Annotated in this window: 17 protein-coding genes and 1 pseudogene; 5 read left to right on the top strand and 13 right to left on the bottom strand. The window is 37.8% G+C overall.

The window, feature by feature from the left end:
- Window positions 1–42: 42 nt before the first annotated feature.
- The 5 genes from MF1_RS04280 to MF1_RS04260 all read left to right on the top strand — a co-directional run bounded on the left by MF1_RS04280 (window position 43) and on the right by MF1_RS04260 (window position 7,943).
- Window positions 43–729, top strand: coding sequence for a response regulator transcription factor (locus MF1_RS04280; RefSeq protein ID WP_011179186.1), 687 nt, complete (start codon window positions 43–45; stop codon window positions 727–729).
- On the top strand, window positions 726–2,108 hold the full coding sequence (locus MF1_RS04275) for a sensor histidine kinase (RefSeq protein WP_161510544.1): 1,383 nt from the start codon (window positions 726–728) through the stop codon (window positions 2,106–2,108). Before MF1_RS04280 ends, MF1_RS04275 begins: the two co-directional genes overlap by 4 nt.
- Window positions 2,109–2,210: 102 nt before the next feature.
- Complete coding sequence (locus MF1_RS04270) at window positions 2,211–5,135, top strand: bifunctional [glutamine synthetase] adenylyltransferase/[glutamine synthetase]-adenylyl-L-tyrosine phosphorylase (RefSeq protein ID WP_161510543.1); 2,925 nt, start codon at window positions 2,211–2,213, stop codon at window positions 5,133–5,135.
- A gap of 1,028 nt (window positions 5,136–6,163) precedes the next feature.
- Window positions 6,164–7,021 (top strand): outer membrane protein, encoded by an 858-nt coding sequence (locus tag MF1_RS04265; protein ID WP_161510542.1) that lies wholly within the window; start codon window positions 6,164–6,166, stop codon window positions 7,019–7,021.
- A 397-nt stretch (window positions 7,022–7,418) separates the two neighbouring features.
- The gene (locus MF1_RS04260) at window positions 7,419–7,943 is read left to right on the top strand and encodes a methylated-DNA--[protein]-cysteine S-methyltransferase (protein ID WP_042995338.1); all 525 of its coding nucleotides are present in this window, start codon (window positions 7,419–7,421) and stop codon (window positions 7,941–7,943) included.
- Window positions 7,944–7,950: 7 nt separating this feature from the next.
- On the opposite strand, the gene MF1_RS04255 is transcribed toward MF1_RS04260, so the two are convergent.
- From MF1_RS04255 to MF1_RS04195, 13 genes and pseudogenes are all read right to left on the bottom strand, one after another.
- Complete coding sequence (locus MF1_RS04255) at window positions 7,951–10,272, bottom strand: ATP-binding protein (RefSeq protein WP_161510541.1); 2,322 nt, start codon at window positions 10,270–10,272, stop codon at window positions 7,951–7,953.
- A 286-nt stretch (window positions 10,273–10,558) separates the two neighbouring features.
- Window positions 10,559–13,189, bottom strand: coding sequence for an aminopeptidase N (pepN, locus tag MF1_RS04250; protein ID WP_161510540.1), 2,631 nt, complete (start codon window positions 13,187–13,189; stop codon window positions 10,559–10,561).
- A 79-nt stretch (window positions 13,190–13,268) separates the two neighbouring features.
- Window positions 13,269–14,096, bottom strand: a complete 828-nt coding sequence (locus MF1_RS04245; protein ID WP_161510539.1) for a uracil-DNA glycosylase — start codon at window positions 14,094–14,096, stop codon at window positions 13,269–13,271.
- A gap of 986 nt (window positions 14,097–15,082) precedes the next feature.
- Window positions 15,083–15,829, bottom strand: a complete 747-nt coding sequence (locus MF1_RS04240) for a hydroxymethylpyrimidine/phosphomethylpyrimidine kinase (RefSeq protein ID WP_161510538.1) — start codon at window positions 15,827–15,829, stop codon at window positions 15,083–15,085.
- The gene (locus MF1_RS04235; RefSeq protein WP_011179195.1) at window positions 15,820–16,425 is read right to left on the bottom strand and encodes a thiamine phosphate synthase; all 606 of its coding nucleotides are present in this window, start codon (window positions 16,423–16,425) and stop codon (window positions 15,820–15,822) included. Before MF1_RS04235 ends, MF1_RS04240 begins: the two co-directional genes overlap by 10 nt.
- Entirely contained in the window at window positions 16,422–17,195 is a 774-nt protein-coding gene (locus MF1_RS04230) for a thiazole synthase (RefSeq protein WP_014923906.1), read from the bottom strand. The genes MF1_RS04235 and MF1_RS04230 overlap by 4 nt, the downstream gene beginning before the upstream one ends.
- 4 nt (window positions 17,196–17,199) lie before the next feature.
- Window positions 17,200–17,397, bottom strand: a complete 198-nt coding sequence (gene thiS, locus MF1_RS04225) for a sulfur carrier protein ThiS (RefSeq protein ID WP_042995341.1) — start codon at window positions 17,395–17,397, stop codon at window positions 17,200–17,202.
- A 3-nt stretch (window positions 17,398–17,400) separates the two neighbouring features.
- Window positions 17,401–18,351 (bottom strand): FAD-dependent oxidoreductase, encoded by a 951-nt coding sequence (locus MF1_RS04220; protein WP_161510537.1) that lies wholly within the window; start codon window positions 18,349–18,351, stop codon window positions 17,401–17,403.
- Window positions 18,352–18,355: 4 nt separating this feature from the next.
- Window positions 18,356–20,186: pseudogene (gene thiC, locus MF1_RS04215) on the bottom strand (phosphomethylpyrimidine synthase ThiC).
- Between the two features lie 1,065 nt (window positions 20,187–21,251).
- Window positions 21,252–22,046 (bottom strand): heme ABC transporter ATP-binding protein, encoded by a 795-nt coding sequence (locus tag MF1_RS04210; RefSeq protein WP_161510535.1) that lies wholly within the window; start codon window positions 22,044–22,046, stop codon window positions 21,252–21,254.
- Entirely contained in the window at window positions 22,043–23,140 is a 1,098-nt protein-coding gene (locus MF1_RS04205; protein WP_042995563.1) for a FecCD family ABC transporter permease, read from the bottom strand. The genes MF1_RS04210 and MF1_RS04205 overlap by 4 nt, the downstream gene beginning before the upstream one ends.
- 4 nt (window positions 23,141–23,144) lie before the next feature.
- Window positions 23,145–24,047 (bottom strand): heme/hemin ABC transporter substrate-binding protein, encoded by a 903-nt coding sequence (locus MF1_RS04200; protein ID WP_161510534.1) that lies wholly within the window; start codon window positions 24,045–24,047, stop codon window positions 23,145–23,147.
- Window positions 24,048–24,080: 33 nt separating this feature from the next.
- On the bottom strand, window positions 24,081–25,106 hold the full coding sequence (locus MF1_RS04195; RefSeq protein ID WP_161510533.1) for a hemin-degrading factor: 1,026 nt from the start codon (window positions 25,104–25,106) through the stop codon (window positions 24,081–24,083).
- Window positions 25,107–25,116 lie beyond the last annotated feature (10 nt).

The raw sequence follows: 25,116 nt of genomic DNA, 5'->3' as shown, positions 1-25,116 counted from the left end.
TGTCCTACAACTTCATTTGATAAAATAACGGAGATGCGTTTTATGAAGATACTCGTTATAGAAGATGATCATGAGACGGGGCGTTATCTCGAAAAAGCTTTTGGGGAGTCAGGACATTCCGTTGATGTTGCGTACGATGGGGATACTGGATATGCTTTAGCTGAAACGGAAAATTATGACATTATGGTTGTTGATCGGATGCTTTTGCATCGTGATGGACTGTCTATTATTGCTGAATTGCGTGCTAAAGGCAATAAAACACCTGTTCTCATCCTTTCAGCTTTAGGGCAAGTGAATGATCGTGTGATGGGGTTGCGTGCAGGGGGTGATGATTATTTGACAAAACCTTATGCTTTTTCTGAACTTCTTGCCCGTGTTGAAGTCCTGCAACGGCGGAAAAATCCTAAAGAGGCAGAAACTGTTTATTGCGTAGGAAATCTTGAGCTCGATCGGTTAGCACATACAGTCAAACGGGGTGATAAAAATATCGTCTTGCAACCACGAGAATTTCGTTTACTTGAATATTTGATGCGATATGCTGGGCAAGTTGTTACTCGCACTATGCTTTTGGAAAATGTTTGGGATTACCATTTTGATCCACAAACAAATGTCATTGACGTTCATATATCTCGCTTAAGAGCAAAAATTGAAAAAGATTTTGATGTCCCACTTCTCCATACTGTACGGGGAGCTGGATATATGCTGAAAGCACCAGATAATAAAATATGAATCGTTTAATAAATATGATGCGCACAACTGCGCTAAGGCTTTCAGCACTTTATATTTTATTGTTTGGGTTAGTTGCAACAGGGCTTTCTATTTATATGACGGCGTTTTCTGTTTCATTGTTAACCGAGCAAACTGAACAAGCTTTGCGTGAAGAGCTAAGAATTATCGAAAACGCTTATAACTATGGTGGCCTCCCTTTATTAATACGCACTATTGATTACCGTTCACGACAACCTGGGGCTTTTCTTTATCTTGTTACTGATCCTATGGGACGCATTTTAGCAGGGAATGTTGCACGTATTGAGGTTGGACTTTTGAAGCATAATGGTTTTCTTTCGGATTCTTTTTTGTATTCGCGTTTTGGAGAAAATGACAAAACAAGTGAACATCGCGCTTTGGCAATTATTGTTGATTTGCCCAATGCTATGAAAATTCTTGTGGGACGGGATTTGGATGAACCAGAACGTTTTGCAGCGGTTATTCGTAAAGCGGTAATGATTGCTCTCGCAGCAATGGTTGGAGGGGCTTTACTCATATGGTTTTTTGTTGGTAGGCGCGCGTTGCAGAGGATTGATCGTGTAACGGCTGCTTCACAGCGCTTGATGGATGGTGATTTCAGTGGGCGTTTACCTGTTTCTGGGGTAGGTGATGAGTTTGATCGATTGTCAGCTAATCTTAATGTTATGTTAGACCACATTGAAGAATTAAATATTGGTTTGCGTCAAGTATCGGATAATATTGCTCATGATCTGAAAACACCGCTGACGCGTCTTAGAAATCGTGCTGAAGCAGCACTTTTGGGACAAAAAACGAAGCTTGAATATCGTCAAGCACTTGATGGTATCATTGCTGAATCAGATCAACTTATTCGTACTTTTAATGCTATTTTAATGATTTCGCGCATTGAGGCTAGCAGTGCAATTGAAAATCTTGAGACTATGAATATGAAGACGATCCTTGAAGATGCCGTTGAAATTTATGAACCTTTTGCTGAAGAGTCCGGTGTTTTGCTTTGGTTGGGCGATACATTTGATAAAGAGCTTAATTTGAATCGTGAGCTTATTGCACAATCAATTTTTAATCTTATCGATAATGCGATTAAATATGCATCTAAAGATGGAAGGAAGGCAAAAGTTTGCTTATCGATGGAATATCGTGGTGAACATTTGTTGGTTGTTGTTAGCGACAATGGCCCAGGAATTGCAGCGGACAAACTTGAAAAAGTAACAGAACGATTTGTTCGTTTGGAAGAAAGTCGGACACAGCCTGGTTTTGGTATTGGTTTAAGTATAGCAAAAGCTGTTATGAAACTTCACGGGGGTGAATTGTTACTTGAAAATGCAAACCCAGGGCTTAGGGCTATTTTATTATTTCCATAAAGGTGTTTTGTTTCATTGTTCTGTTTTTATATGTAACAACTGTTTTTTTTAAAATATCATGAAATAGTGAAGGAAGGTAGAGTACTTTTCACGGGAGTGTAGATGAAAAATGCTTTTTTAAAAACACACCTTTTCCCTTTATGTCCCCTTGATGAGAGTGGTTCCCAATGGCTGAAAGATATTGAAGAACAAGCCAGAAAGGAAAATTTAGAATCGCTTGTTTCCTATTTTTTAGCCAAAGGAAAGCAGGTTGATTTTATAAGTGCGGTTATGACTTTATCTCCTTTTTTGCGCGAGGTTTTGATCGCAAATCCATCATATCTCAGTCCTTTGTTATATGTTGATATAGAAACAAGGCTAAGCGAAATTATCGATGATGTTGCACTTATCGATAAGAGTGAATCTATAAATGAAACTGCATTGATGGCGGCTTTAAGACGCAAAAAACGGGAAGCACATATTCTCATTGCTTTAGCTGATTTGAGTGGTATTTTTACTTACGAAATTTCATGCACTTGGTTGACTCGTTTGGGAGAAGCGGCATTAGGTGTAGCGCTACGTTTTCTTTTAAGAGAAGCGCATGATCATGGTAAGATAAGTTTGTCAAGCCGTGATGATCCAGAAAAAGACAGTGGTTTAATCATTTTAGGGCTGGGAAAATTAGGGGCAGGAGAACTAAATTATTCTTCTGATATTGATCTTATTGTTTTCATTGATGAAATGTCACCTCATGTTGGTGATCTTTCTGAGAGTGTTGATGTGTTCTCTAAGATGGTACGTCGATTGATCCGTATCATTCAAGAACGTACTGCGGAGGGATATGTTTTCCGTCTTGATTTTCGACTTCGACCAGATCCAGGTTCAACTCCTTTGGCCTTACCGGTAAGGACTGCGTTACGTTATTACGAGGGGCGTGGTCAAAATTGGGAAAGGGCAGCTATGATTAAAGCACGTCCAGTGGCTGGCGATAAAAGGGCAGGGTTTAAATTTCTCAAAGAGCTTTTTCCTTATGTATGGCGGAAATATTTAGATTATGCTGCGATTGCTGATATCCATTCGATCAAACGTCAGATTCATGCGTGTAAAAATTATGGTCAAATTACTGCTTATGGCCATAATATAAAGTTGGGACGAGGTGGTATTCGTGAGATTGAGTTTTTTGTTCAGACACAACAACTCATTGCTGGTGGGCGCTTTCCGCAATTACGTGGACGTCAGACAGTTGCTATGTTAACAGAACTTCATACACTTGGTTGGATCAGTGAGAAAACGAGCGATAATCTCATAAAAAGTTATGCTTTTTTACGAAATGTGGAACACCGTATTCAGATGCTTGCAGATGAACAAACCCATCTTCTTCCAAATGATGTTTCTCAATTTACCAGTGTTGCATATTTGATGGGCTATCAAGAGAGTAGCAGCTTTATCCGCGATTTATTAAAAGTACTTCAGGTTGTTGAAAAACATTATGCGGCGCTGTTTGAAAACGAGCAAGAACTTGGTTTAGAAATTGGCAATTTAGTTTTTACAGGTGAAGAAGATGATCCAGAAACATTAATAACATTAAGCCGTTTAGGTTTTGAACGGGCGAGCGATATTTGTCGTATTATGCGCACACTTCATTGTGGGCGTTATAAAGCCACTCAATCTGCTGAAGCGCGTGAGAGATTAACAGAATTGACCCCAGCACTTTTGAAAGCTTTTGGTGCGATAAAACGGGCTGATGAAGCGATGTTGCGTTTTGATAGTTTTTTACAGGGATTGCCCTCAGGGATACAGCTTTTTAGTCTTTTGCAGTCTAATCCCTCTCTTTTGAATATGTTAGTGCTTATCATGGGTGCTGCTCCACGTCTTGCAGAAATTATTACACGTAAACCACATGTTTTTGATGGGATGCTAGATCCAACAATTCTTTCAGAGTTGCCAACAAAAACTTACTTAGAAAATCGGCTTGAATATTTTCTTGAAGGTGTAATTCCTTATGAAGAAATTCTCGATCATTTAAGGGTTTTTGCTGATGAGCAACGTTTCTTGATTGGTATTCGAATTTTGAATGGTGCAATTACGGGAGAGAAAGCAGGTTTTGCGTTTACTGCGCTTGCTGATCTTATGATTGCAAAAACGTTGGCTGCGGTTCAAAAGGAATTTTCTCGTATCCATGGCAATATTAAAGGGGGGCGTGTGGGTATACTGGGCATGGGTAAGCTTGGAAGTCGTGAATTAACTGCTGGTTCGGATGTTGATCTTATTTTGCTTTATGAACATGATGAGGATGCAGAAATATCTGATGGAGAAAAACCTCTCTATATTTCTCAATATTATACCCGTTTTACACAGCGTCTTATTGCAGCTTTATCTACTCTTACAAGTCAAGGTGTCCTTTATGCAGTTGATTTAAGATTGCGTCCATTAGGTAATAAGGGACCTGTTGCTGTTTCTTTTGAATTTTTTAGAAAATATTATCGCAAAGAGGCATGGATATGGGAGTATCTTGCTTTAACCCGGGCACGGGGTATAGCTGGAGATCCTAATTTTTTACAAAATTTAGAAAATGAAGTTTGTGCAATTATTGCTTTACCTCATGATAAGAAGGATGTCGCAAAAGCAGTACGTGAAATGCGGGCTTTGATTGAAAAAGAAAAACCGCCAGAAAATCGATGGGATTTGAAAATGATGTCTGGTGGTATCATGGATGTAGAATTCATTGCCCAATTTGCTCTTATTACTCATGTGATTGCGTTTCAAATTGGGGCATCTACTGCGGATATTTTGGCTCATTTACCCAACAGTGTTCTCAATCAGTCATGTATTGTTGACTTACATCGTGCCTATAGCCTTTATACAAATTTAAACCAAATGATACGGCTTTGCTTAAATGATGCTTTTGACCCTCATGATATGCCACCTGGATTAAGCGACCTTTTATTAAGCAGTGTTGGAGAACCTGATTTGCTTCGTGTTGAAAAATTAATTGAGGAAACGGCACAATCGGTATGTTCAATTTTTAAACAGATCATGAAACATTAAGTGTTATTTTATGATAAATTTTTTATGAGAAAATTGCTTCGAAGTGCGAGATAAAAATATCAAAAAGTACGATAGCAAGATATAGACATAAGAATGTGCAAAATACAAATATTATTCATAAAAATAACAAAATCAGTCATCTATTGTGAAAATATTTTTTATAAAGTGTTAATTTCATCGGTTTTTTTTAGTCTCTATTGAGAATTTTTGTCAATTTTTATCAAATACTAAAATAAGTTTTTTGTTTAACTTTTTTGTTAATATCGTAGTAATACAGTATTATTTATTTGCTTTAAAAGCACTTTGTGACGATTAGATCATTGATTTTAATAATACATTGTCTATTGCTGAAATTGTAATTTTTACATAATTTGTCTGTGTTATCATTTATTTTCACGGAGGTATGTATTGTTTTTTGTGCTGGTTGAAACAGCTTTCATGCTAAATTAGTGAGTTCTAAGTATTATGCTTCATTCAGAAAATTAAAATGCGCTTTTTTATACCTTTTAATGATGATATTATTTATCATCTTTTTGGGGCTAATATGTATTAATAATATTACATTGCATGTTGATAAACCCCTATCAAGTAAGACACCTTTACGCACTTAAAAATGCTAGGAGTTCTTTCAGAAAAACATGAGCATTGGCGTTTTTATTGCATAAATTGAGACAAAATATTAAAAAGGTTATAACTCTGTATTTTTTACCATATCAATAACGGAAGTATATTGAGCAAAGTGGGGTAAGAAATTTTATCAGTTTCGTTCACCAACTTCATTTTTTTCAAGAAATTGATATGATGGTTATTTATGTAGTGTTCGGCAATGGTGAAAGATATGAAGCGCATGAAAGCTAATGAATTTGCCTAATAAAGATTCAAACAATTTCTATAACATCATTGGTTAAAATGTGTTTGAATTTTCCAATGAGGAGGTTATTTTCCTTATAACTGTATCATTTTTACTATAGATTTTTTGGAAAAAATATGAAACCATGTTTGTAATATAAGTTTCTAGGGGAGCAATTATGGCTACAAAATATTTAATAACAACATCTATTTTTTCGTTAATTTCAATTTCTATAGCCCAGGCCGCGGATGTCATCATTCCAGAGCAGCCTGAGCCTGTAGTTGCAGTTCCTGCTTTTTCTTGGACAGGGTTTTACCTTGGCGGCCAAATAGGTAATTTTTCAAGTAAGGCTGCTTTAAGTTATTTAAGACACGAGGAGATAGGAAAATGGGCTTCAGTTAAAAAGGAACTTTTACCTAAACCTTCTGGTTTCGTAGGTGGTATTTATGGCGGTTTCAATTTTGATTTCGGCAAGGGTTTTGTTATAGGTGTTGATACGGATGTGATCTGGTCTAATAAGAAGGAAAGTAAAAATATCAATGAACCGATGAAACGTAGACCCGAAATATTATCAGAAGGGCAGGCAGGAACGAGTAAATCAGGGATAGAGCTTCCAGGGATAGAGTTTCCAGGGATAGAGTTTCCAAATTCTAAACCACCTTTTGAATATGAACGGATTATACAAGCTACTTTAAAGCAAAAATGGGCTGGTGCTACGCGGGTGCGAGTTGGTTTTGCTGGGGAGCGCTTGATGCCTTATATTGCTGGAGGTGTTGCTTATACGCAGATTCAAAATACTTTTGTAGCACCGCCTGATTTTATAATAATTGATTTTTCTAGATTTTTGCATGATGAAAAAAAGACATTTGTTGGTTATACTCTTGGAGGCGGTGTTGATTTTGCAATGACTGATAATGTTATTATGCGTGCAGAATATCGTTACTCAGATTTTGGTAAGAAAAAGTTCGGACAGGATAGAGTTGAAATCGGTTACAAAACCAATGATTTCCGTGTTGGTGTAGCGTACAAATTTTAATTTATTGCAGGATTAAATTTTTAAAAAGCCCCATTTTAGAGTGGGGCTTTTATTTTTTCAGATATATGCCGTAAATTATTCTTTTTTTAAGAGAGATACAATCGTCGCAATACTTTTTTCTGGATTTGCTTTTATGCTAAAATTACATGCTTTTAAGGTGATCATCAATTCACTTCTTATAGTCATGGGGTTTCATCAGGTATAAAGAGAGTTTAGCTTCTTATTATTCTGTTCATATTCCATTCCATAAAATGGTTGAAGTATGATTTTAGATTAATGGCTAAAGAGATGGAGATTTCAGGGTGATTTTGCTTCGCTTTGTAAAGAGAGTAATGGGAAAATTTTTTTTCTTTGTTTCATAATGTTCAAAATCTTTTAAAATATAAAAAAAGTCAAAATGTTGGACATTTCCAAAAAGAGAATATTCTGTCTGAAAAACGTATCAATAGGAATGCTTTTGGTGGCAAAGTCCCACAAAGGGATTTGTGATATAGCGTTGGGAGATACTACAGAACAATTGTTCCAGGAGGTTATGCTACGCTTTGGTGATGTACAACAAGTGGATGATGACAGAATATTTAAAAAAGAAGTTGCCCATATTATAGCAATGATAGAAACTCCTAAGTTGGTAAGGAAACATGATTTCTCCTTAGATATCAATGGCACGATCTTTCAGCAGAAAGTATGGGCAGCAGTATGTGATGTACCATGCGGTGAAACAATTTCATATAAGTTGTTAGCTCAACGTATCGGTATGCCCAATGCTTTTCGTGCAGTTGCTCATGCATGTGCATGTAACAAATTGGCATTAGTTATCCCTTGCCATCGTGTTGTGGGCAAGAATGGTTGTATATCTGGATATCGTTGGGGCAACGAACGAAAACAGATTTTGCTACAACGGGAGCAAAATGAGAACATTTAAAACGGATTTAATTTTGTTTGATTGGTATTGTAATCGTTACAGTTGTACCTTTCATTTCTTTAGAGATAATTTCAAGTTTTCCTTTGTGTAGTTCTAGCAAGGAGCGCGAGATTGCTAATCCAAGACCTGAGCCAGTGTAGGTTTTCGTGAGTTGGTTTTCAACTTGTTCAAAAGGTTGACCAAGTTTTTTGATTGCTGATTGAGGAATGCCAACCCCTGTATCTTTAATTTTAAAAACAAGATTATTTTTTTTCTTTAAAGCGCAAACATCAATGTTTCCACCAGAAGGTGTGAATTTAACAGCATTTGAGATGAGATTAAGGAAAATCTGTTTTATAGCACGGCCATCAACTTCTGCATGAAGTTTTGTAGCAATATTCGTCGTAACAAAAATATTTTTTTCTTGAGCTTGTGGCATAAGTGTTCGCAATGCTTCACTGATGATAGGCTCAAGATCGATATTCTTACAATCAACAGTAAATCTTCCAGCTTCTATTTTAGACATATCAAGAATATCATTAATAAGGGTTAGAAGATGGCTACCTGAATTGTAAATATCACGCATATATTCCTTATAGCGTTTTGAGCCAAGAGGGCCAAAGGTAGATTGCAACATGATGTCTGAAAAGCCCAGAATGGCATTCAGTGGAGTCCGCAATTCATGGGACATATTGGCTAAAAATTCTGATTTAGCTTTGTTAGCGCTTTCAGCCCGCTCTTTTTCTGCTTTCAGACTTTTATTAAGTTTTTCAACTTCTGTTGCCCGTTGTTGAGCATTTCCTCGTGCACGTTTAAGTTCTTGAATAAAAGAAAAAAGGCGTCTTTCACTGTCTTCAAATTTTTCTTGTTGTTGTTTAAGCTCAGAAATATCTGTACCAATACAAACAAGTCCTCCGTCTTGGGTGCGCCGTTCATTAATTTTGAGCCAGCAGCCATCTGCAGTTTGGCGAATACTGGTTAAGTTACCAGTACCATCATCTTTAAGGGGATATTCATTGATTGCAGGGCGAGCCATGGCTTCGACAGTTTCACGTTGGATCCCTGGTTGTAAAATCTGTTTAGGGATAGCTACATATTCGCAAAATTTGCTGTTGGACATAACTAAACGTCCTTCTGAATCCCACAATACAAAAGATTCTGAAATATTTTCAATAGCATCGCGGATACGAAGGTCGGCTTGCGCTGTTTCTTCGGCAAATTGATGCTGCTCGCTGATATCGAAGGAAATACCAACTAAATGTGGTTCTTCCTCATCAGTGACTTCAGCACGGATACGCATCCATACATAATGACCATCGGCATGACGCATAGGGACATTAATATCGATATGTTTTTTTTTACCACTCATTAATTCTTGGGCAAGATCAAAAAAATTAGCATCGTTTGGGCTGATAATGTCCGTAATTTGGGAAATTGACAGCAGTGCATCTTGAGGCACATAGCCGAGCATTTCATACATTGCTCGTGACCAGTAGACACGTCCGCTTGCCATATTCCAGTCCCATAGTCCACAGCGGCCACGCATCATTGCCATATCAATGCGGTTTTGAATTTTTTCTGAAATCAGATCTGTCTTGCGTGCTCGTGTAATTTGATGGTAATAAGCATAGAGAAGAGATAAAATAATGCCAGTAGTTCCTATGAACAGAGTTATATTTAACAAGAAAATTTTGCGCCATTCCCTGTAAGTATGTTGTATTTTTTCACTGATGAATACACCATATTGTCCATTTTCTGTTTGGTGAAATGAGGCGAGAGCAGGATCATTTTTCCTTATTGTGATTTGCATAACACCAGCATGTTGGCTTAGAGACTGTAGAGCAGTGCTCTCAGAGGTAAGATCTTGTAAGGGTTTTCCTAAAATGATCTCGGAACTGGATGACGCTAAGACATTACCATTTTGATCGACTATGGCGATAACAGTGCTGGTTTTGATAAGACCTTGGTTGCGAAAATTGGTGAGGATATTTTGCAAATGATTATGAGAAAGAGCAGCAGCTTTTCCTTTCTGAGTGGCAGCAAGTAAGTCACGATCAATTGTATTGCTGATATGAGCGGCTAAGAGAGTGATAGTAGAACGCGTGTTTTTATCAATCGCGCGGTACCAATCATAGATTGATACAAAACGAATTGCTGCTAGCACAACAAGAAATACAACAATTATAAATGGAATAGCACGCCGTAGCCAAGGTTCAATAAAGAGAAATTTTTGATAGGCTGAGCCAGAAAATAGATTGATACGCTCTGTCCGCGTCTTGTGACTTTGAGCGCTCGATTTTGACTCAGCGTATACCTCCGTTGGCGCATTATATGCGTCCAATTTAGCCATTTCTCGTTCCTTTAATTACGGAATAATGTAATTTAAAAACTGCTTCGATATTCATAGTAACTCCATAAGATGTAATGAATCAAAACAGGAGTCCTCTGTCCAGTCTTTTTTTAGAAAAAGCAATTTTACTTTTACGAGTGTGGAGTAGGGAAATGAAAAGGAACTTAACATGGGTTATAAACAGGCTTAAATTACCTGTTTATAGGCTTAACCGTTAGCGAGTAGCTCATTTGATATTATTTCATAAGCAATATTATAATATATTGATTTAAAAACATTTTTTCTTTTAAGCGAGAAGACGATTGATGATATCAGTCACATCGCTTGATAATTGAGGAGCTGCTGCAATTGTTTTTAATGCAGTTTCAAATTTTTCTTGCCGAATGGGTTCTAACTGTCTCCAAGAGCGCATCATTGTTAATAACCGTGAAGCGAGTTGTGGATTTTTTTTGTCAATTTCCAAAATGATTTGGCAAAGAAAATGATAGGATGCACCATCAACTCTGTTAAAACCCGTTAGGTTGTTAGATGCAAAGACACCAATCAAAGCATGTACACGATTGGGGTTATCTTGTGAAAAAAGCGGGTGTTGCATGAGTTTTTTAATATGGTCAAGTGTTGATTCTCGCGCAACCATTGCTTGAATAGAGAACCATTTATCCATGACCAAAGGGTCATGCCGATATCGGCTTTCAAAATCATTTAAAGCATTTTTTGCTTGCTCACTTTCGTTAAAGCGTTTCACTAAAATGGTTATACTGGCCATGCGGTCAGTCATATTATCAGCTGTTGCATATTGTGTGGCAGCAAGGTTTGGTTGGGCTTTGGCAATGGAAAGATAGTCTAGTATAATATTCTTTAGTGCTCGTTTTCCAATTTGCACAGTGTTTGGTGAATAGGGTTCTTTGATCTGCATTTTCGCATAAACTGTTGTGAAGAGCTCTTGATGCGTATGTGCGATAGAAGCTAAAAAATGATTACGTACATGGTGAATACAATCTGGATCAACATTTTTACCGATTGTATGGGCAAGTTCAATCTCGCTAGGTAAACTTAAACAAAATGCTCGAAACTCCGGTTCAAGGCTTTCATCTTTAATGATAGTTTCAATCAATTTTAGCAAAGCAGAGGGCATATCCTCTTTTGCTCGTGTTTTATCCTGAATGGCTTGAATCAGGGCTTGCATCATCAAATGATTAAGCGACTGCCAACGATTAAATTGATTGCTGTCGTTTTGTGCAAGAAAGATGAGTTCGCTTTCATTGAACGGAGTTTGTAGATTGATAGGTGCAGAGAAGTTTCTAAGCAGTGATAAAACAGGTTTTTCGCATAATCCTCTTAATGTGAATGTTTGGTTTTCCTTGAAGAGAAGCATAACATCTGATTGAATATCCGCGTCAGCTTCATAAGTGAGAGATTCTCCGTTATGTCCTAAAAGCCCAAAATCGATAGGGATAAGCATAGGCTTTTTTATGCTTTGTTGCGGTGTTGCTGGGATCTGTTGTTTTGCATGAATCGTTAAAACACCATCGCTATAATGGTGGTCGATTTCTACATTGGGTGTGCCTGCTTGTTCATACCACAGCATGAATTGTGAGAAGTCTTGATGAGAGACTTCAGAAAAACAGGCAATAAAATCTTCAATTGTGCAGGCTTGCCCATCGTGACGCTGAAAATAGAGATCCATTCCTTTACGAAAGAGCGCTGGACCTAAAATAGTATGCACCATGCGAACAATCTCTGCACCTTTTTCATAAATGGTTGTAGTGTAAAAATTATTGATTTGGCTATATTGGCGAGGCCGGACAGGATGAGCGAGCGGACCAGCATCCTCTGTAAATTGCCTAGCTTTCAAGGTTTTGATGTTTTCAATTCGCTGTAGGCTGCGCACATTTTGATCTGACGAAAATTCTTGATCACGGTAAACAGTTAAACCTTCTTTTAAACAGAGTTGGAACCAATCACGGCAAGTAATACGATTACCGGTCCAATTATGGAAATATTCATGGGCAATGACGCGTTCAATATTTCTATAATCTTGGTCTGTTGCTGTTTCAGGATCTGCAAGGATGTATTTATCATTAAAGATGTTAAGCCCTTTGTTTTCCATTGCACCCATGTTAAAGTCGGAAACAGCAACAATATTGAAAATATCAAGATCATATTCACGTCCGAAACACTGCTCATCCCAAAGCATGGAACGTTTAAGGGCATCCATTGCATAGGTTGCACGCTTGGTTTTTCCTTTTTCTACATAGATACTAAGTTTGATACATCGACCAGATACAGTGGTAAAATAGTCTTCTAACTTATCAAGATCTCCACCAACTAAAGCAAAAAGATAACATGGCTTTGGATGAGGGTCTTCCCAAATAGCAAAATGGCGATTATTCTCAAGAGTTCCTGTTTCCAAGAGATTGCCATTGGAAAGCAAGATAGGAATTTTTTGAGAATCCGCTTCAATTTTTACTGTATAGGTAGAAAGAACATCTGGACGATCATAAAAATAAGTAATACGACGAAAACCTTCTGGTTCGCATTGTGTGCAATAAACACCATTTGAAAGATAAAGTCCCATAAGTTGGCGGTTGATTTCAGGATTTATTTCCGTGACCAATTGCAATGTAAAAGGAGTAGCTGGTGGGGTTGTAATTTCTAAACGTGAAGGAGTGACTTTATAAGCGTTTTTGGCCAATATCTCACCATTAATAGCAACAGAGATTAAGGTAAGATCGTCCCCAGAAAGCACAAGAGGTATTAATTCTTTTGTATTATTGTGACGAGGTTCAAGAGACAATGTTGCTGTAACATAGGTTTTTTTTGGTGCTAAACGGAAGTAAAGTTGTGTTTTTGGTATAGCGTAAGGAGTTTGCTGGTAATCTTCTAGACGGTAAATGGGTACTTCTGACTGTTGCATAGTTTTTTCCTAACTGTATTTAAAGAATATGAATGATCGAAAGAGTGTTGATATTCTGAGGCAAGATAAGGCTAAAGAATTACAAGAGATTATTTAAGCGGTTTTTGACTTCTAAGAAATCTTTCCATGTAAGTTTTTTTTGACTCGGAGTTCGGAGAAGGTAAGCGGGGTGAAAGGTTGGCATAACAGGTATTTTTATGTTGTCTTCGCTTTCATAGGTACACCATTTTCCCCGTGTCCGGATAATTCCATTTTGAGAGCCAGTCAGAAACTGCATAGCAACTCCTCCCAGTGCTATAAGAATACGAGGATTAGCTAAATGAATTTGTCGTTCAATGAAAGGGCGGCATAATGCCACTTCTCTTGGTGTTGGTGTGCGATTTCCTGGTGGACGCCAGGGAATCGTGTTGGCTATGTAGACATTCTTTCTTGTTAAGCCAATTGATGCAAGGATTTTGTTAAGCAACATTCCTGCCTTTCCTACAAATGGAATTCCTTGTATATCTTCCTCTCGTCCTGGAGCTTCTCCTATGATCATGAGAGGGCTTCCTGCTGTTCCATCTGAAAAACAGGTACTTTTTGCTGTCAATTTTAATGAGCAACCATTAAACGCAAGGAGAGCAGATTTTAATTCATCAAGTGTATTCGCACCTTTTGCTATCTCTATAGCTGAAGGTTCACGTTGTATAGTACTAGAGTGAGGCAGTGGATAGCTATGCTGCTTTATGGTTGGTGATACCGATTGGTGATGGGGAGTGTCGATTACTTTTTTTAACTCCTGCGTTGAAGAAGAAGCTTGACTAAAACGGTCAATAGGTACATCACTGAGCACGGCGTCAACACCACTTTCTTTGTAGAAGCTTAGAAGTTCTTCATACGAGATTGAATACTGACTTTGGTTGAACATTGTATTTTTTCTTATGATTAATCCATTTATCGGTAAACCAAACAAAAATATTCTGCAAGCTTTATGATGTTCTTAGTGCTCATCTCTGTATAAGAATGCATATAGGATGGCATTAGGTTCTGTGCCTATCACTTTTAAAGCTAGAGAACAATTGAACTATACGTTAGGCATCCTATAAAAAAGAAGAAGCTTTTTAGTAAATCACGAGGAAATATGTTTGAGGTGGTTGAGTTTATTGAAGAAGCGTTTGATAAGGTGGCGTTTTCTTTATCGAAGTCTTCATCATCATTAGGCGGTGTTTTTCTGTTTGAGCAGAAAAGACAGGGATGTAGCTTTGCTTCTTAATCCTTCTGTAAGTATATGTAAAACATAACCTTTATCAGCAATAACTTGTGTATTTTCATCCCTTTTAATAAGTTGAAATGCTTGAGTCATAATATTTTAATTTCATGGAGTGAGAAGAAAACAAAAAGATCAGCCCAAAGCATCATCTTACCAACATAATGACTCTTCGGAATCAAATCTTGCTTTGCTTCTTTCTAATGCTTTTTTCCATATTGATCTTACTTATAGCCTGCAACACAAGAGTGAGCTGGATAAAGGTGAGCATCGATCCTCACAAATTCACCATCACAGTCTATAGTCCTTGATAAGCTCTTCTCAAACTTTATGCCAGCTGTCTTTCTGAAATCAAGATTCATAACGTTTAGGAATCAATTTCTTGAGAAAAGAAAAGGTTTTCGCTATTTTAAAATAACATGAGCTCTTTCAAAAAAGGATATGTAATATTTTCACTTTTCAAGTGTATACCAAAAACTCATCCTCAATAAACGATAAATTCTTTGCCAATCTTTTGGTTACTTGATGTCATACTTCTCTGTGATAACTTTCCTGTCCTTGACAGATGGAAAACGTATCTTTTCTCTTAAATCTTAACTTAAGATACAAAATCTAGGAAATGACATGATTATTATTTAGCACTGTTTTTAACAGTGGTTTAAAAGTAATGTATGGGTGTATGCTTTTGCTTTTTTTACAGCTTCAATTCTAGATTCATTTAATGCTAAATGTGATGCAATAGCGGTTGACAAAATACAACCCGTTCCACGCATTGTTTTTGTTAAACGTGGAGCGGAAATATTTATGATTTCAATTTTGTCAATTAAGCTATCAGTTGCAAGAGGACCGTTTGCATGCCCACCTTTGATTAATATAGAGCGTGGGCCAAATGAGAGAAGTTTTTTTGCTTGTTGTATTGCTTCTTCATGATGAGATGCCAATGGGCTTTGGCTGAGAAGGGCGAGTTCTTCTCTATTGGGTGTTAAAAGATCAACGTGAGGGAAAAGTTTATTGATCATAGTTTCTATGATTGTTTCTGTTGTTAGCTTTCCCCCTGATGAGGCGACAAATACAGGATCAAGAATAACTGGAATATGAGGATAATCTTCTAACACATTACAGATTGCTACAACAATCGCTTTGGTTCCTGTCATACCGATTTTAATTGCGCTTATTGGATTGGCCTCTAGGGCTGTACGCATTTGCGCGGCGATGAGTTTTTCGCTCATTGGAACAATTTCAGCAACATGATTATCATCTTGTACGTTAATGGAAGTAATGGCTAAACTTGCTTTTATTTGAAAATATGCAGCTGTTTCTATATCACGAACGATACCAGCGCCTCCTGTTGGGTCGGTACCCGCAACAATAAGAACAGAAGGTATCAACGCCATGCTTTTGTTACCTTTATCCACTGTTGGACACGCTCTCTGGGTTTTTTGTGGAGAATAATATCAGTTACAACAGCAGCACTATTTGCTCCTGCTTTTAACACATCAGTTGCACGTTCTGGCGTTAAGCCACCAATACCAATCAAAGGTAAAGCACCAATCCGTTTTTTCCATTTTTTAATTTTTTCTAAGCCTTGAGGCATCCATTTCATTTCTTTTAAGATTGTCGGATAAATAGGACCAAGTGCAATATAGTTAGGATGAACAGATAACGCGATATCCAATTCATGTTCATCGTGTGTGCTAAGACCAAATCTTATACCATTTTTACGGATTGCGGGAAGATCAGCATTGCTTAGATCTTCTTGTCCAAGATGAATAAAATTACATTTTTCATCAATTGCTATTGTCCAATGATCATTAATAATTAATTGTGTTCCCAATTTATCACATATGTTTTTTGCACGCTTAATATGCTGACTGATTATTTTAGGATTTTCATTTTTCATACGCAATTGTATGAGTTTGACTCCAAGAGGAACCAATCGTTCAACCCAATCAGCATTATCAACGATGAGGTAAAACGGATCCAGTTTCATGAAAACACTGCTTTTCCAACGATTGGCGTTGAAGGGACTGCTATACTACGTGCTTCGAGAATTCCTGCTTTATACCCCATACGGCCTGCTTGAACAGCTTGCGCAAAAGCTTGCGCCATTAAGACAGGGTCACCTGCTTTAGCAACAGCGGTATTAAGAAGTACTGCATCATAACCGAGTTCCATCGCCAGAGCGGCATGGGATGGGCATCCAATACCAGCATCAATAACAAGAGTAACATCGGGAAGGTAAGCACGGATAGAACGCAAGCCATCGGTATTATGAGGGCCTTGACCAGATCCAATAGGAGCACACCAAGGCATAATGACACGGCAACCAACATCTAAAAGCCTTTCAGCAACAATGAGATCATCTGTTGTATAGGCAAAAATTTGGAAACCGTCACTGTTTAAAATTTGCGCTGCTTCGATCAAGGAAAAAACATTGGGCTGTAAGGTGTCAGGATTGCCGATAATTTCGAGTTTAATCCAAGGTGTTTTAAAGAGATCTCGTGCCAGTTGAGCTGTAGTAACAGCCTCTTTGACGGTGTAACAACCGGCAGTGTTTGGAAGAACTGTTATATCAAGTTCTTTAAGAAATTGCCAAAATTGTCCACCTTGTTTTCCACCTGCGGTTTCTCGGCGCAATGAAACTGTTACAATTTCTATATTTGATTTATGAATAGCATTACGAAGGATTGCTGGCGAAGGATATTGAGCTGTACCTAACATAAGACGGGAAGAGAATTTACGTCCATAAAGATTCAGCATAGTTTCAGCCTCCTTGCATTGGGCTTAAAATTTCAATTTTATCTCCTTCATGCAAGATAAATTGACTTCGTGCATCGACGGGAATAACTTCAGCATTAACAGCGGTAGCTAGCCAATTTCCTTCATACCCTAATTTTTTAAGTAATAGATCGAGACTGATAACTTCTGTTTGGATTGTTTCACCATTGACGAATATTTGCATGCTTTACTCCAATGCCAATTTCATTGCTCGTTTTGCCATTTCTGGAGACAAAAGAAAACCATGTCTATAAAATCCATTAATAGAGATATAGTTACCATGTTTGTACACAGAAGGGAAGTTATCAGGATAGCATGGACGAACACCCACACCAGTTTCAACAATTTCTGCTTCTGCAAAAGCAGGATGCAACGTATAGGCAGCGTTAAGCAATTCCATCATTGATCTTGCTGAAATTGCACCATCAAAATCACTTTCAATCATTGTTGCACCAATCATGAAAATATTATCTTGCCGTGGAACAACATAGACTGGAAACCGTGGATGAAGAAGACGAATTGGGCGAACAAGTTTAATATCTGTGCTGCGTACGAGCAGCATTTCACCGCGTACACCTCGTATATTTTTGTCTTTTCCTAAACGTGCTATTCCAGTTGCATCAATGATAATATCAAAATTTGTTTCAGTTGTTTCTACATCGACAAAACGCGCCCCATTTTGTATCAGGTTTTCTTTTAAAGTGATAAGTGCTTTGCGAGGATCCAGATGTGCTTCATTTTCGTAAAAGAGCGCACAGTTAAAACGTTCTGCAAAGTCTGATTCAAGATGCGCTATCTCTGTACCTTTTATAATTTTGTGATTATGTGTGCGCATTAAAAATCGTTCAAGTTCTACTTTATCTCGTGTAGGGGCGACGACTAAAGTACCGTTTCGGATGACAAGATTGGGGAGCGTTTTGCACCACCATTCTATGGCTTGTATGCCAAGATCTTCAACAATTTGTTCAGCATTTTCTCTTTCACAGTAAGGCGCTAACATCCCTCCCGCATACCAACTGGCTGTTCCTATAGGAGAACACAAAGGTGCGGATACTGTAACAGAAGCCCCTTTTTGTTGTAACATATAAGCAACTGTTAAACCACCTACACCTGCACCTTTGATAAGAATGTTCTTCAACTGTTTACTTTCTTTTTTTTTGAGGAAAAGTAACTTCTCTATAAAGGTCACCATTCTTTTGATATTTCTCGGTGATGGCAACCTATACCATCACCTTTTGGTTTGTTTATTGCTGCTGCCTCGCGAATATCATGGGAAATACGCATGGAACAGAATTTTGGCCCACACATAGAACAAAAATGCATCAATTTATGAGCTTCTTTGGGCATTGTTTCATCATGAAAAGCGCAGGCTGTTTCTGGATCAAGAGAAAGGTTGAATTGGTCATGCCATCTAAAGTCAAATCGTGCACGTGAAAGAGCATTATCGCGTAATTGTGCTCTGGGCAAACCTTTGGCAAGATCGGCAGCATGGGCAGCAATTTTATAAGTGATCACACCAGTTTTTACGTCATTTTTATCGGGAAGCCCTAGGTGCTCTTTAGGTGTTACATAACACAACATGGCTGTTCCAAACCACCCAATCATAGCGGCACCAATTGCTGATGTAATATGGTCATAACCAGGAGCGATATCAGTTGTAAGAGGTCCTAAAGTATAAAAAGGTGCTTCATGACAGAGATCTAATTGCTGCTCCATATTTTCTTTAATTTTATGCATTGGGATATGGCCAGGCCCTTCAATCATCACCTGTACATCTTTTGCCCAGGCAATTTTTGTTAATTCTCCTAAAGTCTTAAGTTCGGCGAATTGGGCTTCATCATTTGCATCAGCAATAGAGCCAGGGCGCAACCCATCTCCTAATGAAAGAGAGATATCATACGTGCGTGCAATATCACAAATTTCATTAAAATGTTCATAGAGAAAACTTTCTTTATGATGATGCAGACACCATTTCGCCATAATCGAGCCACCCCGTGAAACGATACCTGTTACGCGATTAGCGGTCAAAGGAATAAATGGTAATCTTAATCCCGCATGAATGGTAAAATAATCAACACCCTGTTCTGCTTGTTCGATAAGGGTATTGCGGAAAATATCCCATGTTAAATTTTCAGCAATACCTTGTACTTTTTCGAGTGCCTGATAAAGAGGAACAGTCCCGATGGGAACCGGGGAATTTCGAAGAATCCACTCACGAATATTGTGAATATTCCGCCCTGTTGAGAGATCCATAACCGTATCTGCTCCCCAATGAATAGCCCAAACCATTTTATCAATTTCTTCTGCCATGGATGAAGTAACCGCTGAATTGCCTATATTAGCATTAATTTTAACACGAAAATTTCGTCCAATAATCATTGGCTCACATTCTGGATGATTGATATTTTTGGGAATAATGGCGCGCCCGCAGGCAATTTCATTGCGAACAAATTCCGCAGTGTAAATTTCTGGTATTGATCCATTACATGTTTCATCTGATTGCGCTTTTTGCTGGTTTTTTATTTCTAGTCCTTCATTTTCTCTTATAGCCACATATTCCATTTCTGCAGTAATAATACCTGCACGTGCATACGCCATTTGAGTAATTGCTTTGCCATTTTTTGCTCGCAAAATAGGCCGTTTTTGTTTAAACGCTGGTACAGTTTTTGTATCATAGGCTAATCCATTATCTTCAGGTTTGACTGATCGTGCAAAATAAGATTCAGTATCAGCACGCTTAGAGAGCCAAGGTAAGCTAATTGCTGGTAAGCCTTTTGTAAAATCAATAATCGTATCTTTGTCGGTATAGGGGCCAGAAGTATCGTAGACTTTTAAAGGTTTTTCATTACTACCATCTGTCAATGAAATTTCACGCAATGGTACGCGTACGTCAGAAAAAAGAAGGCTTTGCTGATAAATTTTACGTGAGGCGGGAAAGGGGTTACAACTGATTGATAGCGTCTTTTTTTGCACAAACTTTTTCCTTATAAGTACATAGTTTCAAAACAGGTTGTGGTGTTAAGCGGGGATATATCCAAATTATTAATTACGTATATCGACATGAAGGGGTGAAATAATATTGCTTTTACAGCAAAACAACCCCCCATGGAGCTCGGGAAGTTTTATTTTTAAAAAATTGATACAATATTTACGATAATATTTATATTATCCTCCATTAAAACAATTTTTATTAGTATAATTATGTTTGTATGGTTGGCTTAAATATCTATATTGTCAATCGCAAAGTATATTTTTAACGATTTTTGTGTGTTTTTTAGGAATAAAGCAGGTGTCATGAAGTAGTCTGCTATAAGACTGAAGCGTTTTATAAAATAAACAGAAAAATCAGAAATTTACTAATAAAGTGGGGAATTTTATGGTTATCGCTTCACTTGTAGTTTTTTGTGTCCTTATTCTCCATTTTGTGTAGCTCTTTGGCTAATCCAATAACTAGTCTTCAGCAGTCAGCTTTCTTTGTGTTAAGGAAATATCATGCTATTTTCTGTTTAGCTAAAAAAGTGCTTTAAGTTGTGACGCTGTTGTCCCTGAAATTCATGGCACATACTGTGATTAATGATATTGCTGATGCGCAGTAAAATTCGCGTTATTTTTTATGCAGGTAATAAGGGAATCATGCTTTATTAATAGTGCCAAAATGATATTCGAATGATTTGCCAGTCTGCAACTTCAGATACCTAGAGTGGAGAGATGTAACTTATGACAAGAAAAAATCAATCAAAAATTATTTTTCTCCTTGTGGGTATGACCGCATAGAGAAAATGGGTAAAGGATATTATTGAGAATTTGTCGCTAAATGGCCTATATCAGAAGGGCTTTTGATAACGTATTTTCTAGAGCATATAAAATTACAGTATTGGGGGCAAAAAAGAAATTATTTGTAATGTATAACATTGCCATCTATAGGGAAGAGTTAATTTTTAAACAAAACGACTTTTGAGTATATCTGCATGTTTTGTTTTATCGTACAATTTGATTTTTTGCTTTAATCAAACAGACTTCGGAAAGATCTCTTAAATTTTACAGGAAGGATGCTGTCTGGGGCAGCACGAAAGGAGTATCTGCTTTAGGCAATTCAGAAACAGGTAGGGAACAATGATAAGCATCACTTAAATTTTGAGTTGTTAAAACGGTCGAGGCACTTCCCTCACAATAAATCTTTCCCTGCTTTAGCAATATCATTTTATCTGCATAATGTGCAGCAAGATTGAGATCATGAAGGACAGCGAGAACACCACCACCACAACGGGCAAAATTTCTGGCAATATTCATAACAACGAGCTGATGTTGAATATCAAGGTTAGCAATAGGCTCATCTAATATCATCCAACGGGGGACTTTATTACAAACAGGTTCCCAAATTTGGCAGAGTACACGGGCAAGTTGTACTCTGGCTTGTTCTCCACCTGACAACTGATGATAATGTCGGTTACCATAATCAGCCAGACCAACGCATTCTAAAGCTTTTTGGGGAAGATTTTTTAATTGTTTTTTTGCAATGATAAATTGGTTTACGGAGAGACCAAGCGCTACCACTTCATGGACTAGGAATGGAAATGCTAACGTTGTAAATTGTGGTAGCACCGCGCGCATTGCTGCCATTTCATAAGTTTTTGTTTGGGTAACATCATGACCATTTAAGGTCATTTTTCCACTGTAGGGAATTTCTCCGCTCAGCGCTTTGATAAAAGTACTTTTTCCGGATCCATTGGGGCCGATAATGACGGTGAGAGCACTACTTTTGGCTTGAAAATCAATATGGTTGATAATCTGTTTTTTTCCGCGTTGAACGCAAATATTGACTGCTTCGATCATGGAAAATTTGTTCCTCGTTTACATATAAGGATCCAAAGAAAAAAAGGTGCACCAAAAAGTGCTGTAACAATTCCGATTGGCAGTTCTGCTGGGGCAACAATTAAACGTGCAAATGTGTCGGCAAAAATAAGTAACGTAGCTCCCAAGAGAGCCGAGCAGGGAATAAGATAGCGGTGATCAGGACCAATGAGTTGACGCAAAATATGTGGAACAACAATACCGATAAAACCAATGCCGCCACTGACAGCGACTGCGCTACCACACATAAGTGCAACAAGGAAAATAGCAATATTCTTAACCCGTTGAATATAGAAACCAATATGGCCAGCAACGGCTTCTCCAAGAGCAAGAGCATTAAGTGCTCGTGATAAAAAAGGAGAAAAAATAAGACCGACACAGATAAAAGGAAAAACAAGCCAAACTTTCAACCATGTTGCACCTGCAAGAGAGCCAAGATTCCAAAAGGTAATGTCCCGTAATTGCTGGTCATTTGCGATAAAAATGAGAATTCCGACAACAGCACCGCTTAAAGCACCAAGAGCAATACCTGCGAGAAGCATTGTTGCAATAGAGGTACAACTATGACGTGTTGCTATTGCATAGAGGATAAGTGTTGATAACAGCCCACCAAAAAATGCACCTATAATGACTTTGTAAGGTTCTAAAAAAGGCGCCAATGAAGAAGGGAAGGCAATACCGACAACAATTGCTAAAATAGCTCCAAGACTTGCACCTGCTGATACACCTATAATCCCAGGATCTGCAAGAGGATTACGGAAAAGCCCCTGCATGAGGACACCAGAGACAGCTAAAGCTGCTCCAACTAACACCCCTAAGATAATACGGGGAAGCCTTATGTCGATAAGTATGAGATAATCACGTATTTTACTGCTCACCGAGAAGTCCTGCGTGAGCATTACATGAACAAGATTAATCAAAGAAACCTTTGATGCACCATGCAAGAGCCCACCAAAAATGCTGAGAATAAGAAAAACTGTTAAGCTTAATAATAAAATTTTTCCAAAATTTGCGCGGTTTACTCTTTTACTCTCTTTTGTTTCAGTTGTATGCACTATGGATGTCGTATCTACCATATTATCAACTCTTACCATTTTGATTTGCACCATAGAGTATATCAATAAGCTCTTTCGATGCGTTTGCTGTGCGTGGACCAAATCCTAAAAGATACATAGCATCCATTTGTTTAATGGCATGATTTTTTGCTGCAGTTGTTGCTTGAACTGCTGGTATGGCTAAAATCTTATCAATGTTATTGGATTTTTCACGATGTTTGACAAGCAAAATAACATCAGGGTTTGCTTTCAATAAAGCTTCGTTATTGAGAAGCTTATATCCCTTATAATCGGTGATAGCATTGATACCGCCTGAAAGTTTTATCATACCATCAGCAGCTGTCCCTGTTCCAGATGCCATAACACGCCCATTTTGTACGGATAAAACAAAAAGGACTCTCTTTGGTTTTGTTATTTTTGCTAAAAGTAGGTCATTATTTACAAAATCACGGTTTACTTTTTCAATCAAGGCAGCTGCCTTCAGTTCACGATGAAGAGCTTTGCCAACGAGACGAATTTTTTCTATCACACTTTCACGGGAATAATTTTCTGGCACGATTACTATAGGTATCGTTGTTTTTTTAAGGATATCAATTGTGGAGGGAGGACCGCTTCCTTCAACAAGCAATATACCCTCGGGGGCAAGTGATAAAACACCCTCAGGTGAAAGAGCACGCATATATCCAAGGACAGGAAGTTTAAGAGCTTCTTGTGGATAGACACTTGTACTATCACGGGCGACAAGTTGATCTTGGGCTCCTAATGCGTAGACAATTTCTGTAAGTGATCCACCAATAGAGACAATTCGCGCACCTTTAGGAAAATGCGTTGCAGGTTTAACCATCACTTGTTTAGAAAAGAAGGTAAAAAAGAACAGTATAAAAATGATAAAAAGGCTTAATAATCTACGCAAAAAAAGTGTAAACATGTTCACTTTGCCTTTCTAAGCAATCGATATTTTTCAGCTTTGGGGCAAATTATTCAATAAAGATTGCCAATCTTCACGTTCTTTTTGCCCTTCCTTTCGCATGCCAAAGAATTGAATAATCATTTCACCGTTTTTATCAAAAACTTCAAGTGAACTGATATAACCATTACTCGTTGGTTTGCGGACGCGCCATACACTATCGACTCCTGAAACGAGTAAATGCAGGTGAAATTTTTGATCGAGAACATTAAGCCAAGATCCCATTTGCTTAATGTTTTTTACTGGCCCACTAAAAATTTGGATACATCCCTTGTTGCTAACAAAGCACATAATTGGTATTTCTTGTTGTGCAATTTGGTTGAGCATAATTTCAATAGTATTTGTTTTTAACTCATTGGCAAATTCATTTCCGGCATATTTTACAGCATCATGTCGATTAATTTTCAATTCGGAAATAATCTCCTGAAGTTGGTGTACATCAGTGATTTGCCGCCAACGATCGCGGAATTTCTCAACATCCAGCTCTATTGTCTCACGCTGGGTTTGAATTGGAGTTGGAAGGACATCAAGGGTAGGCGATTGATCTTCATGAAGCAACTTATCAACAAGTTTATCCCATTCTTCCATATTTGTTGCATCTTTAGAATAGAGTTTGAAAATAGCAACGCCAGACTGATCAAAGAATTGCAAACTTTTTGTAGGTTTTCCAAGAGAAAGCATGTCATATTCAAAACCAAATTTCCATTGTTTTGAAAAAATACGCAAGTCAATTTCACCAAGTGTGAGAGAGACGTTTTTGTTTTGAACAATCTTTTCAAAACATCCTGTTATTTCATGAACAGCATATTCATTGCGTGTCAGCGCCATAACTGTTCCAAGTTTAGGAGCATTTTCCAGGAAAGTGGCAACATCAGCTTGTAGTTTTTTTGCTTTTCCAACTGTGCAATAGACCGCAATAAGTTCTGCCTCAGATATACCAACAGAGAGGGCAAAATCACGATTACGCATTTCTTTTTTTTCTTCACGCAAACGAATAATAGTTTCAGCTTTATGTGCCATAGATTGGCCT

Origin of the sequence: Bartonella quintana (assembly GCF_009936175.1) — a bacterium.
GTDB classification, from domain to species: Bacteria; Pseudomonadota; Alphaproteobacteria; order Rhizobiales; family Rhizobiaceae; genus Bartonella; species Bartonella quintana.
This window is presented reverse-complemented; position numbering and strand designations above follow the sequence as displayed.

Excerpts from the sequence above, each read along its gene's own strand:
- MF1_RS04280 (WP_011179186.1), top strand. The coding sequence starts at position 43 with ATGAAGATACTCGTTATAGAAGATGATCATGAGACGGGGCGTTATCTC.
- MF1_RS04275 (WP_161510544.1), top strand. The coding sequence starts at position 726 with ATGAATCGTTTAATAAATATGATGCGCACAACTGCGCTAAGGCTTTCA.
- MF1_RS04270 (WP_161510543.1), top strand. The coding sequence starts at position 2,211 with ATGAAAAATGCTTTTTTAAAAACACACCTTTTCCCTTTATGTCCCCTT.
- MF1_RS04265 (WP_161510542.1), top strand. The coding sequence starts at position 6,164 with ATGGCTACAAAATATTTAATAACAACATCTATTTTTTCGTTAATTTCA.
- MF1_RS04260 (WP_042995338.1), top strand. The coding sequence starts at position 7,419 with ATGTTGGACATTTCCAAAAAGAGAATATTCTGTCTGAAAAACGTATCA.
- MF1_RS04255 (WP_161510541.1), bottom strand. The coding sequence starts at position 10,272 with ATGGCTAAATTGGACGCATATAATGCGCCAACGGAGGTATACGCTGAG.
- pepN (WP_161510540.1), bottom strand. The coding sequence starts at position 13,189 with ATGCAACAGTCAGAAGTACCCATTTACCGTCTAGAAGATTACCAGCAA.
- MF1_RS04245 (WP_161510539.1), bottom strand. The coding sequence starts at position 14,096 with ATGTTCAACCAAAGTCAGTATTCAATCTCGTATGAAGAACTTCTAAGC.
- MF1_RS04240 (WP_161510538.1), bottom strand. The coding sequence starts at position 15,829 with ATGGCGTTGATACCTTCTGTTCTTATTGTTGCGGGTACCGACCCAACA.
- MF1_RS04235 (WP_011179195.1), bottom strand. The coding sequence starts at position 16,425 with ATGAAACTGGATCCGTTTTACCTCATCGTTGATAATGCTGATTGGGTT.
- MF1_RS04230 (WP_014923906.1), bottom strand. The coding sequence starts at position 17,195 with ATGCTGAATCTTTATGGACGTAAATTCTCTTCCCGTCTTATGTTAGGT.
- thiS (WP_042995341.1), bottom strand. The coding sequence starts at position 17,397 with ATGCAAATATTCGTCAATGGTGAAACAATCCAAACAGAAGTTATCAGT.
- MF1_RS04210 (WP_161510535.1), bottom strand. The coding sequence starts at position 22,046 with ATGATCGAAGCAGTCAATATTTGCGTTCAACGCGGAAAAAAACAGATT.
- MF1_RS04205 (WP_042995563.1), bottom strand. The coding sequence starts at position 23,140 with ATGGTAGATACGACATCCATAGTGCATACAACTGAAACAAAAGAGAGT.
- MF1_RS04200 (WP_161510534.1), bottom strand. The coding sequence starts at position 24,047 with ATGTTTACACTTTTTTTGCGTAGATTATTAAGCCTTTTTATCATTTTT.
- MF1_RS04195 (WP_161510533.1), bottom strand. The coding sequence starts at position 25,106 with ATGGCACATAAAGCTGAAACTATTATTCGTTTGCGTGAAGAAAAAAAA.